The organism is Ureibacillus sp. FSL W8-0352, from assembly GCF_038004345.1.
GTDB lineage: Bacteria > Bacillota > Bacilli > Bacillales_A > Planococcaceae > Ureibacillus > Ureibacillus thermosphaericus.
Genome location: NZ_JBBOQT010000001.1, coordinates 1,898,818 through 1,916,033, shown reverse-complemented (window position 1 = coordinate 1,916,033; position 17,216 = coordinate 1,898,818). Strand labels below are relative to the sequence as shown.

At 34.9% G+C, this 17,216-nt stretch carries 16 protein-coding genes, 1 pseudogene and 1 riboswitch; of the genes and pseudogenes, 6 read left to right on the top strand and 11 right to left on the bottom strand.

All coding sequences use genetic code 11. The features are described 5' to 3' along the window. Positions 1 to 30: 30 nt before the first annotated feature. Positions 31 to 351 (bottom strand): hypothetical protein, encoded by a 321-nt coding sequence (locus NST98_RS09785; protein ID WP_016839178.1) that lies wholly within the window; start codon positions 349 to 351, stop codon positions 31 to 33. A gap of 296 nt (positions 352 to 647) precedes the next feature. Between NST98_RS09785 and NST98_RS09780 the strand changes: the two genes are divergently transcribed. Continuing rightward, positions 648 to 1,430 (top strand): enoyl-CoA hydratase-related protein, encoded by a 783-nt coding sequence (locus NST98_RS09780; RefSeq protein WP_340436701.1) that lies wholly within the window; start codon positions 648 to 650, stop codon positions 1,428 to 1,430. Between the two features lie 484 nt (positions 1,431 to 1,914). Then, the gene (locus tag NST98_RS09775; RefSeq protein ID WP_339287845.1) at positions 1,915 to 2,058 is read left to right on the top strand and encodes a hypothetical protein; all 144 of its coding nucleotides are present in this window, start codon (positions 1,915 to 1,917) and stop codon (positions 2,056 to 2,058) included. A 154-nt stretch (positions 2,059 to 2,212) separates the two neighbouring features. Here the strand turns inward: NST98_RS09775 and NST98_RS09770 are convergent, their stop codons facing one another. From NST98_RS09770 to NST98_RS09755, 4 genes are all read right to left on the bottom strand, one after another. Next, positions 2,213 to 3,022 (bottom strand): TatD family hydrolase, encoded by an 810-nt coding sequence (locus NST98_RS09770; protein WP_340715020.1) that lies wholly within the window; start codon positions 3,020 to 3,022, stop codon positions 2,213 to 2,215. Positions 3,023 to 3,189: 167 nt separating this feature from the next. Continuing rightward, positions 3,190 to 4,431: an aminopeptidase gene (locus tag NST98_RS09765; RefSeq protein WP_340715019.1), complete on the bottom strand. Its 1,242-nt coding sequence runs from the start codon at positions 4,429 to 4,431 to the stop codon at positions 3,190 to 3,192. A 75-nt stretch (positions 4,432 to 4,506) separates the two neighbouring features. Then, positions 4,507 to 5,046: a ribonuclease H-like YkuK family protein gene (locus NST98_RS09760; RefSeq protein WP_016837942.1), complete on the bottom strand. Its 540-nt coding sequence runs from the start codon at positions 5,044 to 5,046 to the stop codon at positions 4,507 to 4,509. Between the two features lie 109 nt (positions 5,047 to 5,155). Further along, positions 5,156 to 6,685 (bottom strand): alpha/beta hydrolase, encoded by a 1,530-nt coding sequence (locus tag NST98_RS09755; protein WP_340715018.1) that lies wholly within the window; start codon positions 6,683 to 6,685, stop codon positions 5,156 to 5,158. Positions 6,686 to 6,911: 226 nt separating this feature from the next. On the opposite strand from NST98_RS09755, the gene NST98_RS09750 reads away from it, so the two are divergent. Next, entirely contained in the window at positions 6,912 to 7,103 is a 192-nt protein-coding gene (locus tag NST98_RS09750; RefSeq protein ID WP_340435903.1) for an ABC transporter permease, read from the top strand. Positions 7,104 to 7,215: 112 nt separating this feature from the next. Here the strand turns inward: NST98_RS09750 and sstT are convergent, their stop codons facing one another. Beyond that, entirely contained in the window at positions 7,216 to 8,427 is a 1,212-nt protein-coding gene (gene sstT, locus NST98_RS09745) for a serine/threonine transporter SstT (protein ID WP_340715017.1), read from the bottom strand. A gap of 187 nt (positions 8,428 to 8,614) precedes the next feature. Then, positions 8,615 to 9,034 (bottom strand): DUF1284 domain-containing protein, encoded by a 420-nt coding sequence (locus tag NST98_RS09740; RefSeq protein ID WP_016837938.1) that lies wholly within the window; start codon positions 9,032 to 9,034, stop codon positions 8,615 to 8,617. 204 nt (positions 9,035 to 9,238) lie between these two features. Between NST98_RS09740 and NST98_RS09735 the strand changes: the two genes are divergently transcribed. Further along, positions 9,239 to 9,439: an alpha/beta-type small acid-soluble spore protein gene (locus NST98_RS09735; protein ID WP_016837937.1), complete on the top strand. Its 201-nt coding sequence runs from the start codon at positions 9,239 to 9,241 to the stop codon at positions 9,437 to 9,439. Positions 9,440 to 9,534: 95 nt separating this feature from the next. On the opposite strand, the gene NST98_RS09730 is transcribed toward NST98_RS09735, so the two are convergent. Further along, positions 9,535 to 10,836 (bottom strand): arsenic transporter, encoded by a 1,302-nt coding sequence (locus NST98_RS09730; protein ID WP_445684038.1) that lies wholly within the window; start codon positions 10,834 to 10,836, stop codon positions 9,535 to 9,537. 189 nt (positions 10,837 to 11,025) lie between these two features. After that, on the bottom strand, positions 11,026 to 11,913 hold the full coding sequence (gene dapA, locus NST98_RS09725; protein WP_096549641.1) for a 4-hydroxy-tetrahydrodipicolinate synthase: 888 nt from the start codon (positions 11,911 to 11,913) through the stop codon (positions 11,026 to 11,028). Between the two features lie 107 nt (positions 11,914 to 12,020). Beyond that, positions 12,021 to 12,199, bottom strand: a riboswitch (Lysine riboswitch). A gap of 251 nt (positions 12,200 to 12,450) precedes the next feature. Here dapA and NST98_RS09720 point away from each other — a divergent pair. Further along, positions 12,451 to 13,629: pseudogene (locus NST98_RS09720) on the top strand (DHH family phosphoesterase). Between the two features lie 76 nt (positions 13,630 to 13,705). Here NST98_RS09720 and NST98_RS09715 read toward each other — a convergent pair. After that, a complete protein-coding gene (locus NST98_RS09715; RefSeq protein WP_340715016.1) occupies positions 13,706 to 14,329 on the bottom strand; it encodes a restriction endonuclease in 624 nt (207 codons plus the stop codon). A 215-nt stretch (positions 14,330 to 14,544) separates the two neighbouring features. Here NST98_RS09715 and NST98_RS09710 point away from each other — a divergent pair, with 215 nt between their 5' ends. Beyond that, positions 14,545 to 15,609, top strand: coding sequence for an LLM class flavin-dependent oxidoreductase (locus tag NST98_RS09710; protein ID WP_340715015.1), 1,065 nt, complete (start codon positions 14,545 to 14,547; stop codon positions 15,607 to 15,609). Between the two features lie 412 nt (positions 15,610 to 16,021). Here NST98_RS09710 and NST98_RS09705 read toward each other — a convergent pair whose 3' ends face one another. Next, on the bottom strand, positions 16,022 to 16,945 hold the full coding sequence (locus NST98_RS09705) for a ketopantoate reductase family protein (protein WP_016837931.1): 924 nt from the start codon (positions 16,943 to 16,945) through the stop codon (positions 16,022 to 16,024). Positions 16,946 to 17,216: the final 271 nt, after the last annotated feature.

Here is a 17,216-nt window from a genome sequence, read left to right as displayed (position 1 = left end):
CATAGATTTTATTACAATATAGTTGAAAAATTAATAACACCTATGCTTATTCTTCAGTAATTCGATTACTTGTTTTAATTTATTATCTAATAAAAGTTCCTTCTTGATTGCAGTAATTAAAGTATGATTAACACTGTCGTTAATTTTCAGGATTAATTCAGCAGTAGTTGGAAGATGAGAACATGATTCGTTCATCTTTTCAATTGCAAATTGAATTTTTTCACCTTCTGCATTAATGATGTGAGCTAAACCGATTTCTTCTAAAGCAATAGAAGCTAATAAAAGGTTGATGACATCTTCACGATCTATACGAATCTTAGGTGAGATGTCTGGAATGTTAGGCATTGACATAGAATACGCTCCCTCCACATAAACGCTAACGTACGTAAGATTAGGCATACATACAATAGTAATATATTCATGAATTGGTTAGGGGTTCATTTGTCGATATTAATGGAGTAATCGATTTATACGCACGAATAAAGGGGAAGTGGTGAGGCGAAAAGGCGAGGACTGGGACAACTCTGCTTAATCAATATAGTAATCTAAGTAACAGAATAAAATTGTAGAAAAAAGTAAACTGATTTATCTTGACCTCAAATATCAGAAGATTCAAAATAAAGATATCAATGAAAAGGGGTGGAGAAATGAGGTATCTACAATACCGCCAAACAGAGGAGATTGGCTATATTACCATCGATAATATGCAGGAATTTAACACATTAACGATGGCATTATTAGAAGAATTGGACAATCTTTTGAAGCAAATTGCGAAAGCTCGTGAGGTGAAAGTGGTAGTTTTTGAAGGTTCAGACAAAGTTTTTTGTGCGGGTCATAGCTTGCGAGAGATTGAATCGATGACAGAGAATGAAGTACTCAAACTTTTCCAAACTTGTCAAATAGTTATGCGAACAATACGAGAGTTGCCGCAACTTGTTATTTCAAAGGTAAAAAAAGCAGCGGTTGCGGCTGGTTGCCAATTAGTTGCTGCAAGTGATATGGCTATCGCTAGTGAAGATGCTAAGTTTGCAACACCCGGAATAAATAGTGGACTATTTTGTAGTACCCCGGCAGTATTTTTAAGCCGCAATATTGGAAGGAAAAAAGCAGTGGAAATGTTATTTACAGGAAACTCAATTTCTGCTGAAGAAGCGCTACAACATGGGTTGGTTAATAAAGTGGTTCCCCCTGAATTACTAGATATCGAAACAGAAAAATTAGCAAAGGAAGTAACGAAGCAAAGCTTAAATATCATTGAACTAGGGAAACGACAATTTTATCAGCAAATTAATATGGAAGATTTCCAAGCACTTAATTATGCTACAGAAGTAATTGCTCTAAATAGTAAGCATCCAGATGCTCAAGAAGGAATTCGCGCTTTCTTTGAAAAACGTCAACCAGTATGGACGGATTCCAAAACGGTTATATAGTAAAATTAAGTTTACATTTTTAAAAAGGAGAATTTGAACAAAAAACAAATTCTCCTTTCTTAGTGCGCCTGGCATGGGTGTAATCTATAGGGTGTAAGTCCCGAACTGTGAAGGCAGAAGTAACAGTTAGCTTAACGCAAGGGTGTCCGTGGTGACGCGGAATCTGAAGGAAGCGAGCGGCAAACTTCCGGTCTGAGGAACACGAACTTCATATAAGGCTAGGTATCATTGGATGAGTTTGCTAAACAAAACAAAGTCCTTTCTGCCAAAGGTGGTACAGAGTAAATGAAGCAGATAGATGGAAGGAAAGATTACATTCTTACCCGGGGAGGTCTGGCGGATATGTGAAGTACGCTTCATAACCTACTTAGTGATAAGTAGCTGAACCGTCAGAAGTCAGCAGAGGTCATAGTATTAGTTGGTTTAGAACTACTAAGAAGGACCGAACAATTAAGAGAGAATAGCCCTTGGCATTCAGTGAGTCATGATGAACACAGAAAACGTAGTACCTCACTTGAGGAAGGAAGCGGTGAATCCCGTGGGGGTCCTCTTGGAGGGTGGAGTGACCACTGGCATAAAGAGAACATCTATTCACGGAAGTTATGAAAACTTGCGTCAATTATCTTAATTGAACCGCCGTATACGGAACCGTACGTACGGTGGTGTGAGAGGACGGGAGTTAATCGCTCCCTCCTACTCGATTATCTTCATTAATTTGTTAAAAAACAGATGCTTATTATACTGATTATTCCAATCATGTTTGTTAAATCAATTTGAATTTGCTAAATATCCAATGAAGGTTCCGGTAAATTGAAAAGTTTACGTGTATTCTCTGTTGCATGTTTCGCAACCACTTCCGGTTTGACGCCCATAAATTTAGCGATTTCATTTACGATATGAGGCAAGAAGGAAGGTTCATTTCGCCGATTTTTTGGTCTATTTTCCATATTCCTAGGAAGAAGGTAAGGTGCGTCTGTTTCGATTAATAATCGGTCAAGTGGTATGTATTTTACTGCATCTTGCAAGGCTTGCCCTCTGCGCTCATCACAAATCCAGCCGGTGATTCCTATATAGAATCCCATCGATACGTATTTTTTCACTTGCTCTTTATTCCCTGTAAAACAATGGACCACCGATTTTTCGGTCATATCCATAAAGTTTGCAAAAATTTCGCAAAAACGATTGTGAGCATCACGTTCGTGCAAAAAGAGAGGCATCGAAAGTTTTCTTGCTAAATGTAGATGGGCTTCAAAACACTCTTCTTGAATATCTTGGGGAGAAAACATTCGATTGAAATCTAGACCGCATTCACCAATGGCAACGACTTCATCATACTGTGCTAATTGTTCCAACTCATCGATTGTGTTATTAGTAAAAGTTTTGGCATCGTGGGGGTGAATACCGGCAGTTGAAAACAACACATTTGGAAATTCTTTTGCAATTTCTAAACCCTGTTTACTGTTCCTTAAACTAGTGCCAGTAACAATCATTTGAACTACTCCATTTTGAAGCGCACGTTCAATAACTTCACTTCGATCATTTTGGAATTGTTTATCTAATAGATTAACTCCAATATCGATTAAATGCTGCATTAAATTTCCTCCACTATGTATTCAAAATTAATGTGAAAAGCATTATAAAAACAATATACTGACAAAAAGGTGATTTCAAGAATAATGAGTTAAATCTATGGATATTGTATGGAGTAAATAAAAGGAGAACTTGAGTAAACCCAAATTCCCCTGTCTCATTTTTTGTATTAGAATGCCCAATCGCCTTTGCGGAAAATAGGAACGATGGAGCCATCTCGTGTTATTCCATCAATATCCATTTCTGCAGAACCAATCATAAAGTCCACATGAACGTTTGAAATATTTAAACCTTGGGCACGCAATTCTTCTTCGCTCATTTTTGTACCACCTTCTATTGTAGAGGGGTAGGCGGAACCAATCGCGATGTGATTTGAAGCATTTTCATCAAATAATGTATTGAAGAATGTTACGCCCGATTGGGAAATTGGAGAAGGATCAGGTACAAGTGCAACTTCTCCCAAGCCGGTAGCTCCTTCATTTTCAAATACAAGTTTTTTAATAACTTCATCGCCTTTTTCTGCGGAAATATCCACAATCTTTCCGTCTTTAAAATGAGCTACAATGCCTTCAATTAATTGTCCTGCATAACTTAAAGGTTTCGTGCTGCGAACGACTCCGTCCATGCGGCGAGTATCGGGTGCTGTGAAAAGTTCTTCCGTTGGCATGTTGGCAATAAATTGCTCACCTTTTGGATTATAACTTTCTGCACTTGTCCAGATGTGATTTTTTGGCAACCCTAATTTAAAATCAGTTCCTGGCGCTTTGAAATGCAGGGCATCAAATTGGTATTCATTTAATTTTGTTGCTTTTTCATTTAATAAACTTATATGTTTGTCCCATGCAGCAATTGGATCGTCCTCATATACCCGGCAAGTTTTAAAAATTTGATTCCATAAAGCATCGACTTGTGCTTCAGTTGTTTCTAAGTGTGGGAACATTTTATTTGCCCAAGCGTTGCCAGCAGCTGCTGCAACGGTCCATTTCAGATCGTTATTTTGTGTTGCTTTTCGTTGAACTTGGAAGGCTTGACTAGCTGCTTTTTGGAATGCAGCTACTTTTGCTGGATCCGCTGAATCAAGTAAACTTGGATCGCTAGAAAGGATGGCAAGTCTCGAAACGCGCTTATTTAACACATGGTCTTCTGATTCCTCAATTTCATATGGAGGAATGTCCGTTAGTACTTCTGTAGGCTGATGAAGATAATGTAATTTAGTAATTTCATCATCATTCCATTTGATAATCACTTTTTCAGCACCTAATTCGTAAGCCTCTTCTGTAATAAGTCGAGCGAGTTGAGCTTGCTCAACGGAAATTGTTATTTTCACCCAATCACCAGATTGAACATTTATTCCTTTTGACACTAATAGTTTTGCATATTTTCTTAAGAGTTCATCGAAATTTTGTAACATATCTATTCCTCCACATGTGTTTTTTCCAATTTTATCATATTCATAATAGAATGATTCAAGGAATACATTGTATGGTTATTTCTTTGTAAAACGATTGGCATAGGTGCTTGCAACAAAGGAGTCTGGTTTAATCTTTGCTTCAATTCCAAGGGAGTTCATTCTCGCAATCATTTCATTGACAAAGACGCTTGTTTTGTTTCGATTTCCGCTTCCAATATCGATATGTCCTTCAATGGTGAAGCTAGCTCCTTTATATACATAAGGTAATACGATATTTATTAACTGCTCTATTTTTTCTTCTGTAAATAAAGAAACGACTTCTTCGGTTAAAGAGGTTTCGTAAGAAATACGTTCATGTAAGTTTGTCATTCTCCTTGGGACAATGACTTTTCGAAAACATGCCCAAACGCCCTTTCCTTTTTGCTGAATGACAATTCCGGTAATAAATTTTGTTTCTTTACTAAATACTTGTGAATCTGTTCCAAACATTAAAACAAAATTACCGGTTGGTTCTTTTCTCATAAACTGTACAATTGCGTCGAAAACTTGCTCGAAAGTCATGTTCTTTTGACTCAAATTTTGAAAGGTTCCGTCTGTTATTCGATCGCTTTCCATAGAGATCTTACCTTTCTTAAGTTGTTATTGAATTAGTACAGTTTATTCACTATTAGAACATAAATGTGCTTTTCCAATAGTACAAAAAAGACCCAATCATTTGGGTCTCTTATTTTATGCACGGTTCAATTTCATTACCTGTTTTGATATCGATAACTTTTTCATTATGAAGAGGAACAGGAATCGTCTTGCTTTCTGGTGGTTGGATATTTTGTTCTACCCAATCCACCAACAAATTAAATGCTTGATGTGCATACGGCAACAATGGTTGAAGTTCTTTGTCTGGATCTGTTGCTGGATTCCAAACGAGTCCATCTACATGGTTACCATTTTCTATAATATATAATCGATGTAAATGTTCTCTTTTCGCTCGTTTCACTAATTTTTCATATCCTTTTGCATGAATTTCTGGGAATATAAGCGTATCTAATGATCCTGTAATACTGATTAACGGGACTTCAATCTTACCTGTATTTTCGATTTCTTTTATATTATCTTTGATTAATTTTCGTCTTTGATTGTACTGATAGTTTTTGAAAATATGGTCAAAGGATCGATCACGTAAGCCGTTTTCGTCAAATCTTAAGTAATTTGGCCATTCTATCCGATTAGGTGCAGTTGGATCAAAATGGTCACGATAAATGTTTAACGTGACAAACCAATATATTTGGTCATGATAAACCCATAATTTTTCAGATCCTTTTGGAACGCCTGCTTTATATAATTCTTTTATTGCTTGTTCCTTTGCTTTTCCACTACCATAAAGGGCTTCTTCTGCATGGTTGACAACAGAAACTAACGAACTTATGAGATTAGGGGCTTTTTCTGTCCAAAGAACACCTTCCCAGTCTACACCGCCATCGAAAAGTCGCGGTTCTCCGGTTTTTTCAGGGTTATCATTTTCCAATGCGAAACGAACAACATAACCTCCATTTGAGATTCCAATGGCATATGTCGGCACTTTATGATCTGGCTGAATTAATTTGCTTGCAGGATTTGAAGCATCATTCGGGTTAATAAGTCGATCGCTAAAATTGTTTATCAAATATTGATGTGAAGCTTTAGTAATTTGTCTAAAACGAAGATGCCATTCTCGAACAGAATCATCTTCATCAACTAAAGCATTTTTCACTTTTGCCAATGGATCACCTTCGACTTCAGTGCCTTGAGTTCCTTTATCAATCGCTGCAAAAGCATATCCTTTTTCAAGAACAAAATCGCTAAATAAAAGATCTGTTGAGGTTTCATTTCTTGTGGCTGGAATGCCTGAAACGACTAATTTGCCATTCCACTGGTCAGGTACCCGAATGACAAATTGTGCATCATCAAATGAACCAGTTACTTGAGTGCCTGTTATTTTTGCAGGTTTATACATTTGAAACCAACCTGTTTCCTTTTCTGGGTCACCCCAATAAATGGGAGCTATCATATTGTTACCATAAAGGTTAGCTTTTTCAAGTTGTTCAGGATTCAATGTTGTGAGCCAACGATCATCTTGTCCATCAAAATAAGTAACTTTTACAGAATGTGCTCCAGGGATAATTTCTTCATTTGCATGGGCTGCTGCACCTCCACCAATTGAGTGAGCACCAAAGAAGATCAATGGGGTTAATGTAATTCCAATTAGTTTTCGATACAAAGAAAGGCCCCCTTTATAAAACGAATTTACTCTATTTCTATATTCAATTTTCTTACAATTTATGAGATGTATTCAGCTTTTCTGTAACTATTTGGTAAATGGAGTTAAATGGTTATAACAAATTTGATATAATTTATTCATATTAAAGAAAATTCTTTTAATTACAGGTGAAAAAAATAAAAAAACATCATAAAATATAATTAAAAGGAAAATAGGAGGAATGCTGATGATAACCGGTCAGTTAGAGCGGGCATTTCAGTTAGCTGAAAAGCATCGTCTCGAAGTTAGTACCATTTTAGAATTAAACAAAATCATAAGGAAGGAAATTAATTCGACCCCTATGGTAGAAGAAAAAATCCTTCAACAAGTCATTAAGATATTGGAAAATAATAAAAGATTACTTAGGGAGGTAACTTAGGGATTGGAAAAACATGTTGAATTATATGGTGATATAGACGAATTTGATTAAAGGCACTGCTCTGTAATAAGAAATGAGAGCAGTGCCTTAATAATTTATACATATTCTATTATTAATTTGATTTACGCTCTTTTGCCCATTCAGCTGTTGCTGTAAATAGTACGTCGGATGATGAATTTAATGCAGTTTCACAAGAATCTTGTAATACGCCAATGATGAATCCAACAGCTACAACTTGCATGGCAATATCATTGGAAATTCCAAAAAGACTACAAGCGACAGGAATTAAAAGTAACGATCCTCCTGCAACACCTGAAGCACCTGCAGCAGAAAGTGCAGAAAGTACTACTAATATGATAGCGGTCATTACATCTACTTCAATTCCTAGTGTATGGCTTGCTGCAAGCGTTAATACAGAGATTGTAATTGCAGCTCCCGCCATATTAATTGTGGCACCTAATGGAATAGATACAGAATAAGTATCTTTATTTAAACCTAATTTTTCACATAATGCCAAATTGACTGGAATGTTTGCAGCAGAACTACGTGTAAAGAACGCAAAAATTGCACTTTCTTTTAATGTCATCCATACAAGCGGATATGGATTTTGCTTTGTAAAAATAAATGTGATGAGCGGGTTTATAACTAATGCAACAAAGAACATGCAGCCTAGAAGAACGATTAGCAATTTTCCGTATTCAACTAATGTGGAAAGACCATTTGTTGCTATCGCATCAAAGACAAGCCCCATAATACCAATAGGTGCGAATTCAATTACCCATCTCACAATTGTTGAAATTGCTTCTGAAAGATTGTCAATCATGGTTTTTGTTGAATCTGCTGCTTTCTTAAGCGCAATTCCTAGAAGAACGGCCCAAGCCAATATGCCAATGTAATTTGCATTCATAAGAGCGTTTACCGGATTACTAACAACATTAAAAAGCAACGTTTCAAAAACTTCTGCGATGCCTTCTGGAGGAGACACATCTTCAGCACTCATTTTTAATGTCAGTGTCGTTGGGAAAAGGAAGCTGGCAATGACACCGATTGCACCAGCGGAAATAGTACCGATAGCATAAAGAATTAAAATAAATTTCATATTGGTTTTTGTTCCGCTTCGATGATTTGCGATTGCTTGAATAACCAATACCAATACAAGTACTGGTGCCACGGCTTTTAATGCACCGACAAACAAGTTTCCGAAAATGGATACCCAACTGAAAGTATCAGGTATTGTAATAGCTAGAAGAATACCTAAAATTAAACCGATTAAAATTCGTTTGACTAAGCTAATTTGACTCCATGTATGAAATAGTTTTTTCATAAAAACCTCCAAAGATTAAAATCTTGCTTACAAATACAAATGTTTACACCAAAAGGACATTTAAGATAGATATAGTTTAGCACGAATTTTTAAAATCCAAAGAAATTTGTTATTTCGAAAAAATGTAAATAGTATTTATATTTAGATAAAATAAAAAATCTCCTCACCAGGAGATTTTTATAAATGGTTATTTATTTACTTCCCATAAACCTTCGCCATTTAAGATTCTTTGGATGCCTGCTTTACATACACCATAGGAACGCCATGTACAACTTTCACAAAGAATATCTATATCTTCAGGAGTTGCGAATTTTTGTATGCGAGACTCAATTTCTTCCCAAGTGAGAGTTTGACCAATCTGTATCCCTAACTTTTCCAAAATTTGTTTATCTCTTATGTAGATGTTTTCATCTTGACAATGATATTTTCCGCAGTTTGGGTATTTTTCACAAATTTGATCGATGCCCTCGATGATGTGAATTAAAGTCTTGGGGTTTTTCCTAAGTTCTTGGTGAATGCGCTTCATATTTTCCGCAAATTCTTTAGAATATCCCATACCTCTAAAGCCAACAAGGCAAAATAAATGATGCCCTCGTATTTTATACATGAAATGCTCCTCCTAAAGTTAACGTTAACTAACTAACATATTAACATACTGATTAGGAGGAAAAAATTAGAATATATGACACTATTGTAATAATGTTACAACTTAAATAATCTGTTTTTTCCAGTGAATCTCAATGTTCCCTACATTTCTAAAGTATTAAAAGCTATAGCTTGAGCATTCTAATGGCACAAGGAGGTGAACAACATGACAAATCGTAGTTCTAACAAACTAGTATTCCCAGGGGCAGAAGCTGCATTGAATCAAATGAAATATGAGATTGCACAAGAGTTTGGCGTAAACCTTTCACCAGATACTTCTTCCCGAGCTAATGGTTCAGTTGGTGGAGAAATTACGAAACGTCTTGTGCAAATGGCTCAACAACAATTGAAAGGAAACTCAGAATAATTGGCAATAATAAACACACCTAAGTTCAAATGTTCTTAGGTGTGTTATTATTGTAACCATCATGATTAAATTTTACTTATATAAAAAATAAAGAATCAAAATAATAATAACGTCAAATATAAACCAACTAACGTGAAGAATAGTATTGGTAGTGTCAGGATAATCCCCATTTTAAAATAAGCTCCCCAAGATATTTTAATTCCCTTGTTTGAGAGTACATGTAGCCACACAAGCGTAGCAAGTGAACCAATTGGTGTAATTTTGGGACCTAAATCTGAGCCGATTACATTGGCATAAATTAAAGAATCGCGAATTACACCTGACGTGGAAGTTTCCGCTATTGCTAATGAGTCAATCATAATTGTAGGTAAATTATTCATAACTGAAGATAAGAAGGCTGCAATATACCCCATTCCAATCGTAGTAGTGAATAATCCTCCTTGCACTGTCCATTCAATAACATAGGCTAGTCCTTTCGTGAAACCTGCATTTCCTAATCCATAAACGACTAAATACATACCGATGGAGAAAAATACAATATTCCATGGCGCTCCTTTTATTACGGCTTTTGTATTGACTGCTGAACTTTTTCGAGCCATCGCCAATAAGAATATCGCCATAATCCAACCAATAATGCTAACGGGTACATGAATCCATTCAGCTGAAAAATAACCGGTTAATAAAATTGCCATTACCGGCCACGCTAATTTAAACATCTTTTCATCCCGTATGACTTCCCGTGGATTTTTTAGCATCATTACATCATACTTTGATGGAATAGATTTCTGGAAGTATAAAAATAGAACGATAATGGTTGCTATTAATGAAAAGAAATTAGGAATAATCATTCGTAAAGAGTATTCCATAAAGCTGATTCCAAAAAAATCTGCTGCGATTACGTTTACTAAGTTACTTATTAAAAAAGGGAGGGACGTAGTGTCAGCTATAAAACCACTAGCCATAATAAAAGGGAAAATCATTTTCTCATTAAAATTTAAATTTCGAACCATTGCAAGAACAATAGGGGTCAAAATTAATGCTGCACCATCATTTGAAAAGAAGGCTGAAACAAAAGCTCCAAGAACTGTAACGTAAATGAACATTCTAATACCGTTCCCTTTTGCTATGCGAGCCATGTGCAGTGCAGACCATTCAAATAAGCCAATTTGATCCAATATTAAGGAAATGATTATAATCGCAATAAATAATAATGTCGCATTCCAAGTAATGTTTACAACTTCAAAGACGTCATTAATATCCACTACTCCAAAAATCAATGCAACTACTGCGCCACAGCAAGCTGACCATCCGATATTGATATTTTTTGGTTGGCGAATAACGAGTATGAGCGTGATGATAAATATTAAAATGGCTAATAGTAAATTGAGCAAAATCATATCCTCCAACAAAGTTGAATTGTGACATATTGAAGATAAAAAATAAGCACTTATGAATTTAGATAAATGCCTAAAATTCACAAATGCTATTATATCACTATTCATTTTCCTATCGAATATTTTATTTACTTTTCCACCATGTGTTATTTATCAAAATAAAAACCTGCCATTTTCGTGGCAGGAGAATATTTATGAAATCAATTGTAATTGTGTATTTCTTAATAAATAATCTAGCATTTTTTGTTGCTCTTCGTTTAATGGCACTAATGGAAGACGAACACCACCAACTGTTATGCCTTTCATATTTAATGCTGCCTTAACAGGAGCAGGATTTGGTGCAATGAACATCGCTTTCATAATTGGTAACAGGTTTCGATGTTCTTTTGCAGCTTCTTGAATATTTCCAATGAAGAAATTTTTAATCATAGATTGCATTTCATTGCCAATAATATGAGAAGCAACGGAAATTACTCCTGTACCACCGATTGCTAATGTTGGTAATGTTAAGCTATCATCCCCGCTATATAGTGAGAAATGATTTGGCGTGTTTTCGATAATTTGTGCCATTGCATCTAAATTTCCACTTGCCTCTTTAATTGCAACAATATTCGGTATTTTCGCAAGACGAACTACCGTATCAACGGATAAATTGACGACACTACGGCCAGGAATGTTATAGAGTACAATTGGCAGTTTTGTATTTTGTGCAATTGCTTTAAAGTGTTCATACATTCCTTCTTGGTTTGGTTTATTGTAGTATGGAGTTACAAGCATGATGCCATCCACCCCGGCATCTTCTGCTTTTTTAGTAAGTTCAATGGAAGCTCTCGTATTATAAGAGCCCGTACCTGCAATTACAGGAACTCTACCATTTACAGTCTTCACAGTAAATTTAAACAGTTCTACTTTTTCTTCATCTGTTAAAGTAGGAGATTCTCCAGTTGTACCACATACCACTAATCCGTCTGTGCCGTTTTCAATTAAATGTTGAATTAGAATTTCCGTAGCCTCAAAATCTACGTCACCATTTTTGTCAAATGGCGTTACCATTGCTGTTAATACTCTTCCGAAATTCATTCTTCTCCACATCCTTTTCAATGTTATTTAATGGAGAAGGGCAATTTCTTTATAAACGCAAAAAGCAACAACGAAGAGCCTCGTTGTTGCAAAAAGGAAGATTTTTTGCGTAAGATAGCCCTCCATATAGTTTCCTATATGACAGTCCTACACTTATTCAATGCAGAACCAGCCCCTAGAAAAATGAGTTTCTAGGGACTTCGGCAAATCCCCCTTTCCACAATTATCATTGGACCTCATTATCCTCAAACTGTGTACTCTTGGTTTTTGCACCTCTATCCTTACTTCAAAGCAATATTGAAATAAGTCGATGGATAATTGTATATAATTGTAGCTCTTTTTATTTGGAAAAGCAATAACAATTAAGTGTTTAAATATCATTTATGATTGAATTTTATACAATATGCAGAAAAATTTTGAATTTTCAATCGAAAATTTTGTTAAATTGAAAATTTAAAAGGAATTCTAACTTCTTTGCAATAATAATGCTGTTATTTTTATAAAAAGCATCCATACTACTTTCTGAGGTGAAATAGAATGTATAAATTGCTGTCCCACAATGATTTAGATGGAGTTGGATGTGGCATTTTAGCGAAACTTGCCTTTGGACAAGATGTAAAAGTCCGATATAATTCAATTGCTTCACTTGAACGGGAAATTGAATACTTTTTAGAAAATGATTTGCCTGATACTTTTTTATTTATTACAGATTTATCACCTAGTGAAGAAAATGAAAAAAGATTAAATGCACATTTTAAACAATATAAAAATATTCAACTTATTGATCATCATAAAACAGCGTTGCATTTTAATGAATATGATTGGGGAACGGTATTAGTCGAAAATGAGGAAGGGAAGCTAGAAAGTGCAACTTCATTATTTTATCAGTTTTTAGTTGCAAACGAGTTATTAAAGCCAACAGAGGCAATTGATGAATTTGTGAAGCTCGTAAGACAATATGATACTTGGGAGTGGGAAAAAAACGATAATCATAAAGCCCATTTCTTAAATTCATTGTTTTTCTTAGTGTCCATCGATGAATTTGAAGAAACGATGATTGACAGACTAACTTCTTCTGAACACTTCGATTTTGATGAATTTGAAAAAAAGCTGTTGAATATGGAAGAAGATCGGATAGAACGATATATTCGTCGCAAAAAAAGAGAGGTAGTGCAAATAAAAAATGATGAGTATTTTGCTGGAGTTGTGTATGCGGAATCTTATCATTCAGAATTAGGAAACGAATTAAGTAAAGAACATCCTCATCTTGACTATATCGCTATATTGAATATGGGAAGTAAAAAAATTTCTTTCCGCACTATTCATGACCATGTGGATGTTTCGGAAATCGCAGCAGTGTATGGCGGAGGAGGACATCAAAAGGCAGCGGGTTGTAACTTAACAGAGGAAACATATCAAATATTTGTACAAAATACTTTTCAGCGTGATCCAATGCCTCAAGATGCGAAATATAATCGGTATAATGTAAAGGAATCTTCTTTTGGTACGATGTATGCTGATGCCGATGATAACAATTATTTTATATGACAAAAAGATGGTGTTTGGATGATTGAAAAATCAAAACTATTAATAGAAACAATTTTTACAAGTTTTGAAGAAGCAGAAAAATATTTAAAGAGGATGTATGAAGCCTATCTAGTACGTGATGAAGTGTTTGTTGAGTATTTAATGAATCGAGTAAAAAAAGAACATTAGAAGTAGATGATTGAAATATTTTTTATGAATGCAAAATTCGCTAGCTCCTTTCAATTTAGCTAGCGAATTCTTATTATTATTTATGTTGTGATAAATATAATGCGGTTTGGAAAACGAACTTTTTATTTTCATCCTGCATCATATTTATTAATTCATCGTGATCAATTAAAAGTATATGGTTTAAGGAAGAAAACTTTTTGGCAGATGGTGTAAAAGATTGATTTGTAATAATCATTGCGCCATCTGCACTGTATGTTTTTATATTGACAGCAACTTGTTGAACCTTTCGGATGTCAACTGCATTTGCCCCTTTTATAATTTGTACTATATATTTTCTCGTACCTTTCCATAAAATAAGATCCACATTGAAAGTTTCAATGTCCTTTGTAATAAGTGCTACGTAACGATGTTTTTCAAAAAGTTTTTTTAATAGATGGATGTACTCCGTTTCTGGCAAATTATTCAATTGTATAAGTTCTTTCTGTAAAAGATCGTTGTCAGTGTGAACGGTTTTTATTAAATGCAATGTACGATTAATTAAATAAAAAATAAAACGAAAACTTGAAGTTCTAAAAGGCTTGTAGAATATCACCAAAGTAATGAAAATCATGAAATACAATTTAATATCATATACATTTAGTTCAATAGAAATCAAACTGAATAATGTGATAACAATACCAAAACTGAACATCAAAATCATTAAAAATTCAATTACTTTGCTTTCAAATTTTCTTTTTTTCATCTACATTCATTCCTTGTTTTTTATATTATTTTTAACTTTTGAAGCCGAATATATTCTAAAAAGGATGAGAATTAAAACAGAATATTTGATAATCATCCTAATATTTGTGTATGATTACAAAGAAAAATATTTCAATTTCGAGATAATATGTTTTGTATGTGGAGGGAATGAGGATGGAAATAGGGTTAACGACATTTGTAGAAACGACGCCAGATGTAAGAACGGGAAAAGTGATAAGTCATGCGGAGCGACTTCGAGAAGTTGTAGAAGAAATTCAACTAGCTGATGAAGTGGGATTAGATGTTTATGGAGTAGGTGAGCATCATCGAAAAGATTATGCTTGTTCATCACCTGCTGTATTGCTTGCTGCAGCCGCAACGAAAACAAAAAATATTAAATTAACGAGCGCAGTAACTGTATTATCTTCAGATGATCCTGTGAGAGTGTATCAGCAATTTGCTACATTGGATGCAATTTCGAACGGGCGTGCAGAAATTATGGCAGGTCGGGGTTCTTTCATAGAATCTTTTCCGTTATTTGGTTATGACTTACAGGATTATGATGAATTATTCGAGGAAAAGTTAGATTTATTACTACAAATACAGAAACAAGAAATCATTCATTGGAACGGTAAACATCGTCCAAGTATTAATGGTCGAGGAGTATACCCAAGACCAGAAAATGAAGTTCCGATTTGGATTGCTAGTGGTGGAACGCCTCAATCGGTAGCTCGAGCAGGTGCGTTAGGCTTACCTTTATGTATAGCGATTATCGGTGGCAGTCCATTACAATTTGCTCCTTTAGTGAAGTTATATTATCGTGCAGCAAAAGAAGCAGGACATGATATTTCCAAACTAAAAGTAGCATCTCACTCACATGGATTTGTTGCGGAAACGACAGAAGAGGCGGTTGAAAAGTTCTTCCCTCCAACCCAATACGCAATGAATGTTTTAGGTAGAGAACGAGGATGGGGACCATATACACAAGAGACATTTGATTATGCTAGAAGTTTAGAAGGAGCATTGTACTGTGGCGATGTAAAAACGGTAGCGGATAAAATTATTTTCTTGCGTAAAAATGTTGGAGTTACTCGCTTTATGCTCCACTGCCCAGTTGGTTCAATGGCTCATGAAGATGTGATGAGATGTATCGAATTGTTAGGGAAAGAAGTTGCACCAATTGTACGTGAAGAAGTAGCGAAATGGGAAGCGGAAGGTAATGGGCAAATCATAGTCTAGTAATAACTATCGATATTGGCTATTATTTTGCAAACTTTGACTAATATCTTTTTTAGCTTGACTATTAAGTGATCGATTTTGGCTAATATCGGTCTTTCTCGAATCGAAATTGAAACGATTGGCAATTAAGTTCGCACATTTGACTATTATCCATTTTAGTTTGACTATTAAGTGATCGATTTTGGCTAATATCGGTTTTCCCTAAATCGAAATTTAATCGATTGGCAATTAAGTTCACACATTTGACTATAATCCAATTTAGTTTGACTATTAAGTGATTGATTTTGGCTATTATCAGTTTCCATGAATCGAAAATGTTATAGCTAAGCCTTATTTCAAATGAGAAATGATAAAGAGAGGACTGTCATCAACTTTTGCACAGTCCTCTCTCTTATAACACGAATATTTCTAATCAATAAACGTATTCAGATTCAATTTCTTTAATCTTTTCATACAGCATTTTATTTACCGGTGTATCAATTCCGTACTTTTTGCCAAGTTTTAATACAGTTCCAGCAAACAATTCAACTTCGCTTAGTCGTTTTGCATCGACATCTTGTGCCATTGATGGTTTTCCTTCTGGACTGAGAGTATCTAATACATCAAGCCAGTAATTTAAATCATCTTCTGTCAATGGAACACCAGCTTTATCTGAAATAGCAATAACTTCTCGCATAGCAGCAATCATCGTATTTCTTGCTTCACCTTCATTTTGTACTTCCCCATAATTGCTATTGTAAACGGCAACCGTTTGATTGACTCCAACGTTTAGCATGAATTTGCCCCAAATTCGATGGGTCATGTTTGTATCCACTTGATGTGGAAGTTCAACAGATTTGAAAAATTCGCTTAATCTTTTTGTTTTTTCACTAAGGATTCCTGGTTTTCTATCACCAAAGACGAGCATTCCTTTATGTTCAAATGTTAATTTGTTATCAATTTTTACTGCATCCATTCCTTGAGCGACACAATAAAGTACTTTTTCAAAGCCGTAAACTTGTCCAATCATTTCTTCGCTGATGATGCCATTTAATGCCGAAATGATTATCGTATGTTCACCTACATGGTGCTTAACAGATTGAATGGCTTCTTCTAAACCGTTAAACTTAACAGTAAAAATAAGTAAATCTGCAGGTTCTACATGCTCATCAGGTGTTACAAAGTGGAATTCACATCGTTCTCCGTTGCAAAATACCCCTTCAGTTTGATATTTTTCAATACGTTTTTTATCGGCTATGATTCGTACATTTTCTTTCGGAAGTTTTTGAGAAAAATGTTGACCATACATAATGCCTAATGCACCTAAACCGATAATTGATACCTTCTTTATACTCACAACCATCCCTCTTTCATTAACTTCTTACAAACGAAATCATTTCATTTAGTTTATCAAATTATTTGGCAAAAGGAATTCTTATTAAGGGTTATAAAAGCTAGAAAAAAAGAGATGCGAGGGTTATTCTCGCACCTTATAGATAAGAAAGGGGTTGTGAATATTTTGAACATGTTTAAAAACATGAGCAACTAAGCGGGATAGTTGAGCCATTCATCAGCTAAAGCTTTAATTCATTTCTTTATTGAGATTGTACTTCCAAAAAACATAAAAT

Excerpts from the sequence above, each read along its gene's own strand:
- NST98_RS09785 (WP_016839178.1), bottom strand. The coding sequence starts at position 351 with ATGTCAATGCCTAACATTCCAGACATCTCACCTAAGATTCGTATAGAT.
- NST98_RS09780 (WP_340436701.1), top strand. The coding sequence starts at position 648 with ATGAGGTATCTACAATACCGCCAAACAGAGGAGATTGGCTATATTACC.
- NST98_RS09775 (WP_339287845.1), top strand. The coding sequence starts at position 1,915 with ATGATGAACACAGAAAACGTAGTACCTCACTTGAGGAAGGAAGCGGTG.
- NST98_RS09770 (WP_340715020.1), bottom strand. The coding sequence starts at position 3,022 with ATGCAGCATTTAATCGATATTGGAGTTAATCTATTAGATAAACAATTC.
- NST98_RS09765 (WP_340715019.1), bottom strand. The coding sequence starts at position 4,431 with ATGTTACAAAATTTCGATGAACTCTTAAGAAAATATGCAAAACTATTA.
- NST98_RS09760 (WP_016837942.1), bottom strand. The coding sequence starts at position 5,046 with ATGGAAAGCGATCGAATAACAGACGGAACCTTTCAAAATTTGAGTCAA.
- NST98_RS09750 (WP_340435903.1), top strand. The coding sequence starts at position 6,912 with ATGATAACCGGTCAGTTAGAGCGGGCATTTCAGTTAGCTGAAAAGCAT.
- sstT (WP_340715017.1), bottom strand. The coding sequence starts at position 8,427 with ATGAAAAAACTATTTCATACATGGAGTCAAATTAGCTTAGTCAAACGA.
- NST98_RS09740 (WP_016837938.1), bottom strand. The coding sequence starts at position 9,034 with ATGTATAAAATACGAGGGCATCATTTATTTTGCCTTGTTGGCTTTAGA.
- NST98_RS09735 (WP_016837937.1), top strand. The coding sequence starts at position 9,239 with ATGACAAATCGTAGTTCTAACAAACTAGTATTCCCAGGGGCAGAAGCT.
- NST98_RS09730 (WP_445684038.1), bottom strand. The coding sequence starts at position 10,836 with ATGATTTTGCTCAATTTACTATTAGCCATTTTAATATTTATCATCACG.
- dapA (WP_096549641.1), bottom strand. The coding sequence starts at position 11,913 with ATGAATTTCGGAAGAGTATTAACAGCAATGGTAACGCCATTTGACAAA.
- NST98_RS09715 (WP_340715016.1), bottom strand. The coding sequence starts at position 14,329 with ATGATTTTGATGTTCAGTTTTGGTATTGTTATCACATTATTCAGTTTG.
- NST98_RS09710 (WP_340715015.1), top strand. The coding sequence starts at position 14,545 with ATGGAAATAGGGTTAACGACATTTGTAGAAACGACGCCAGATGTAAGA.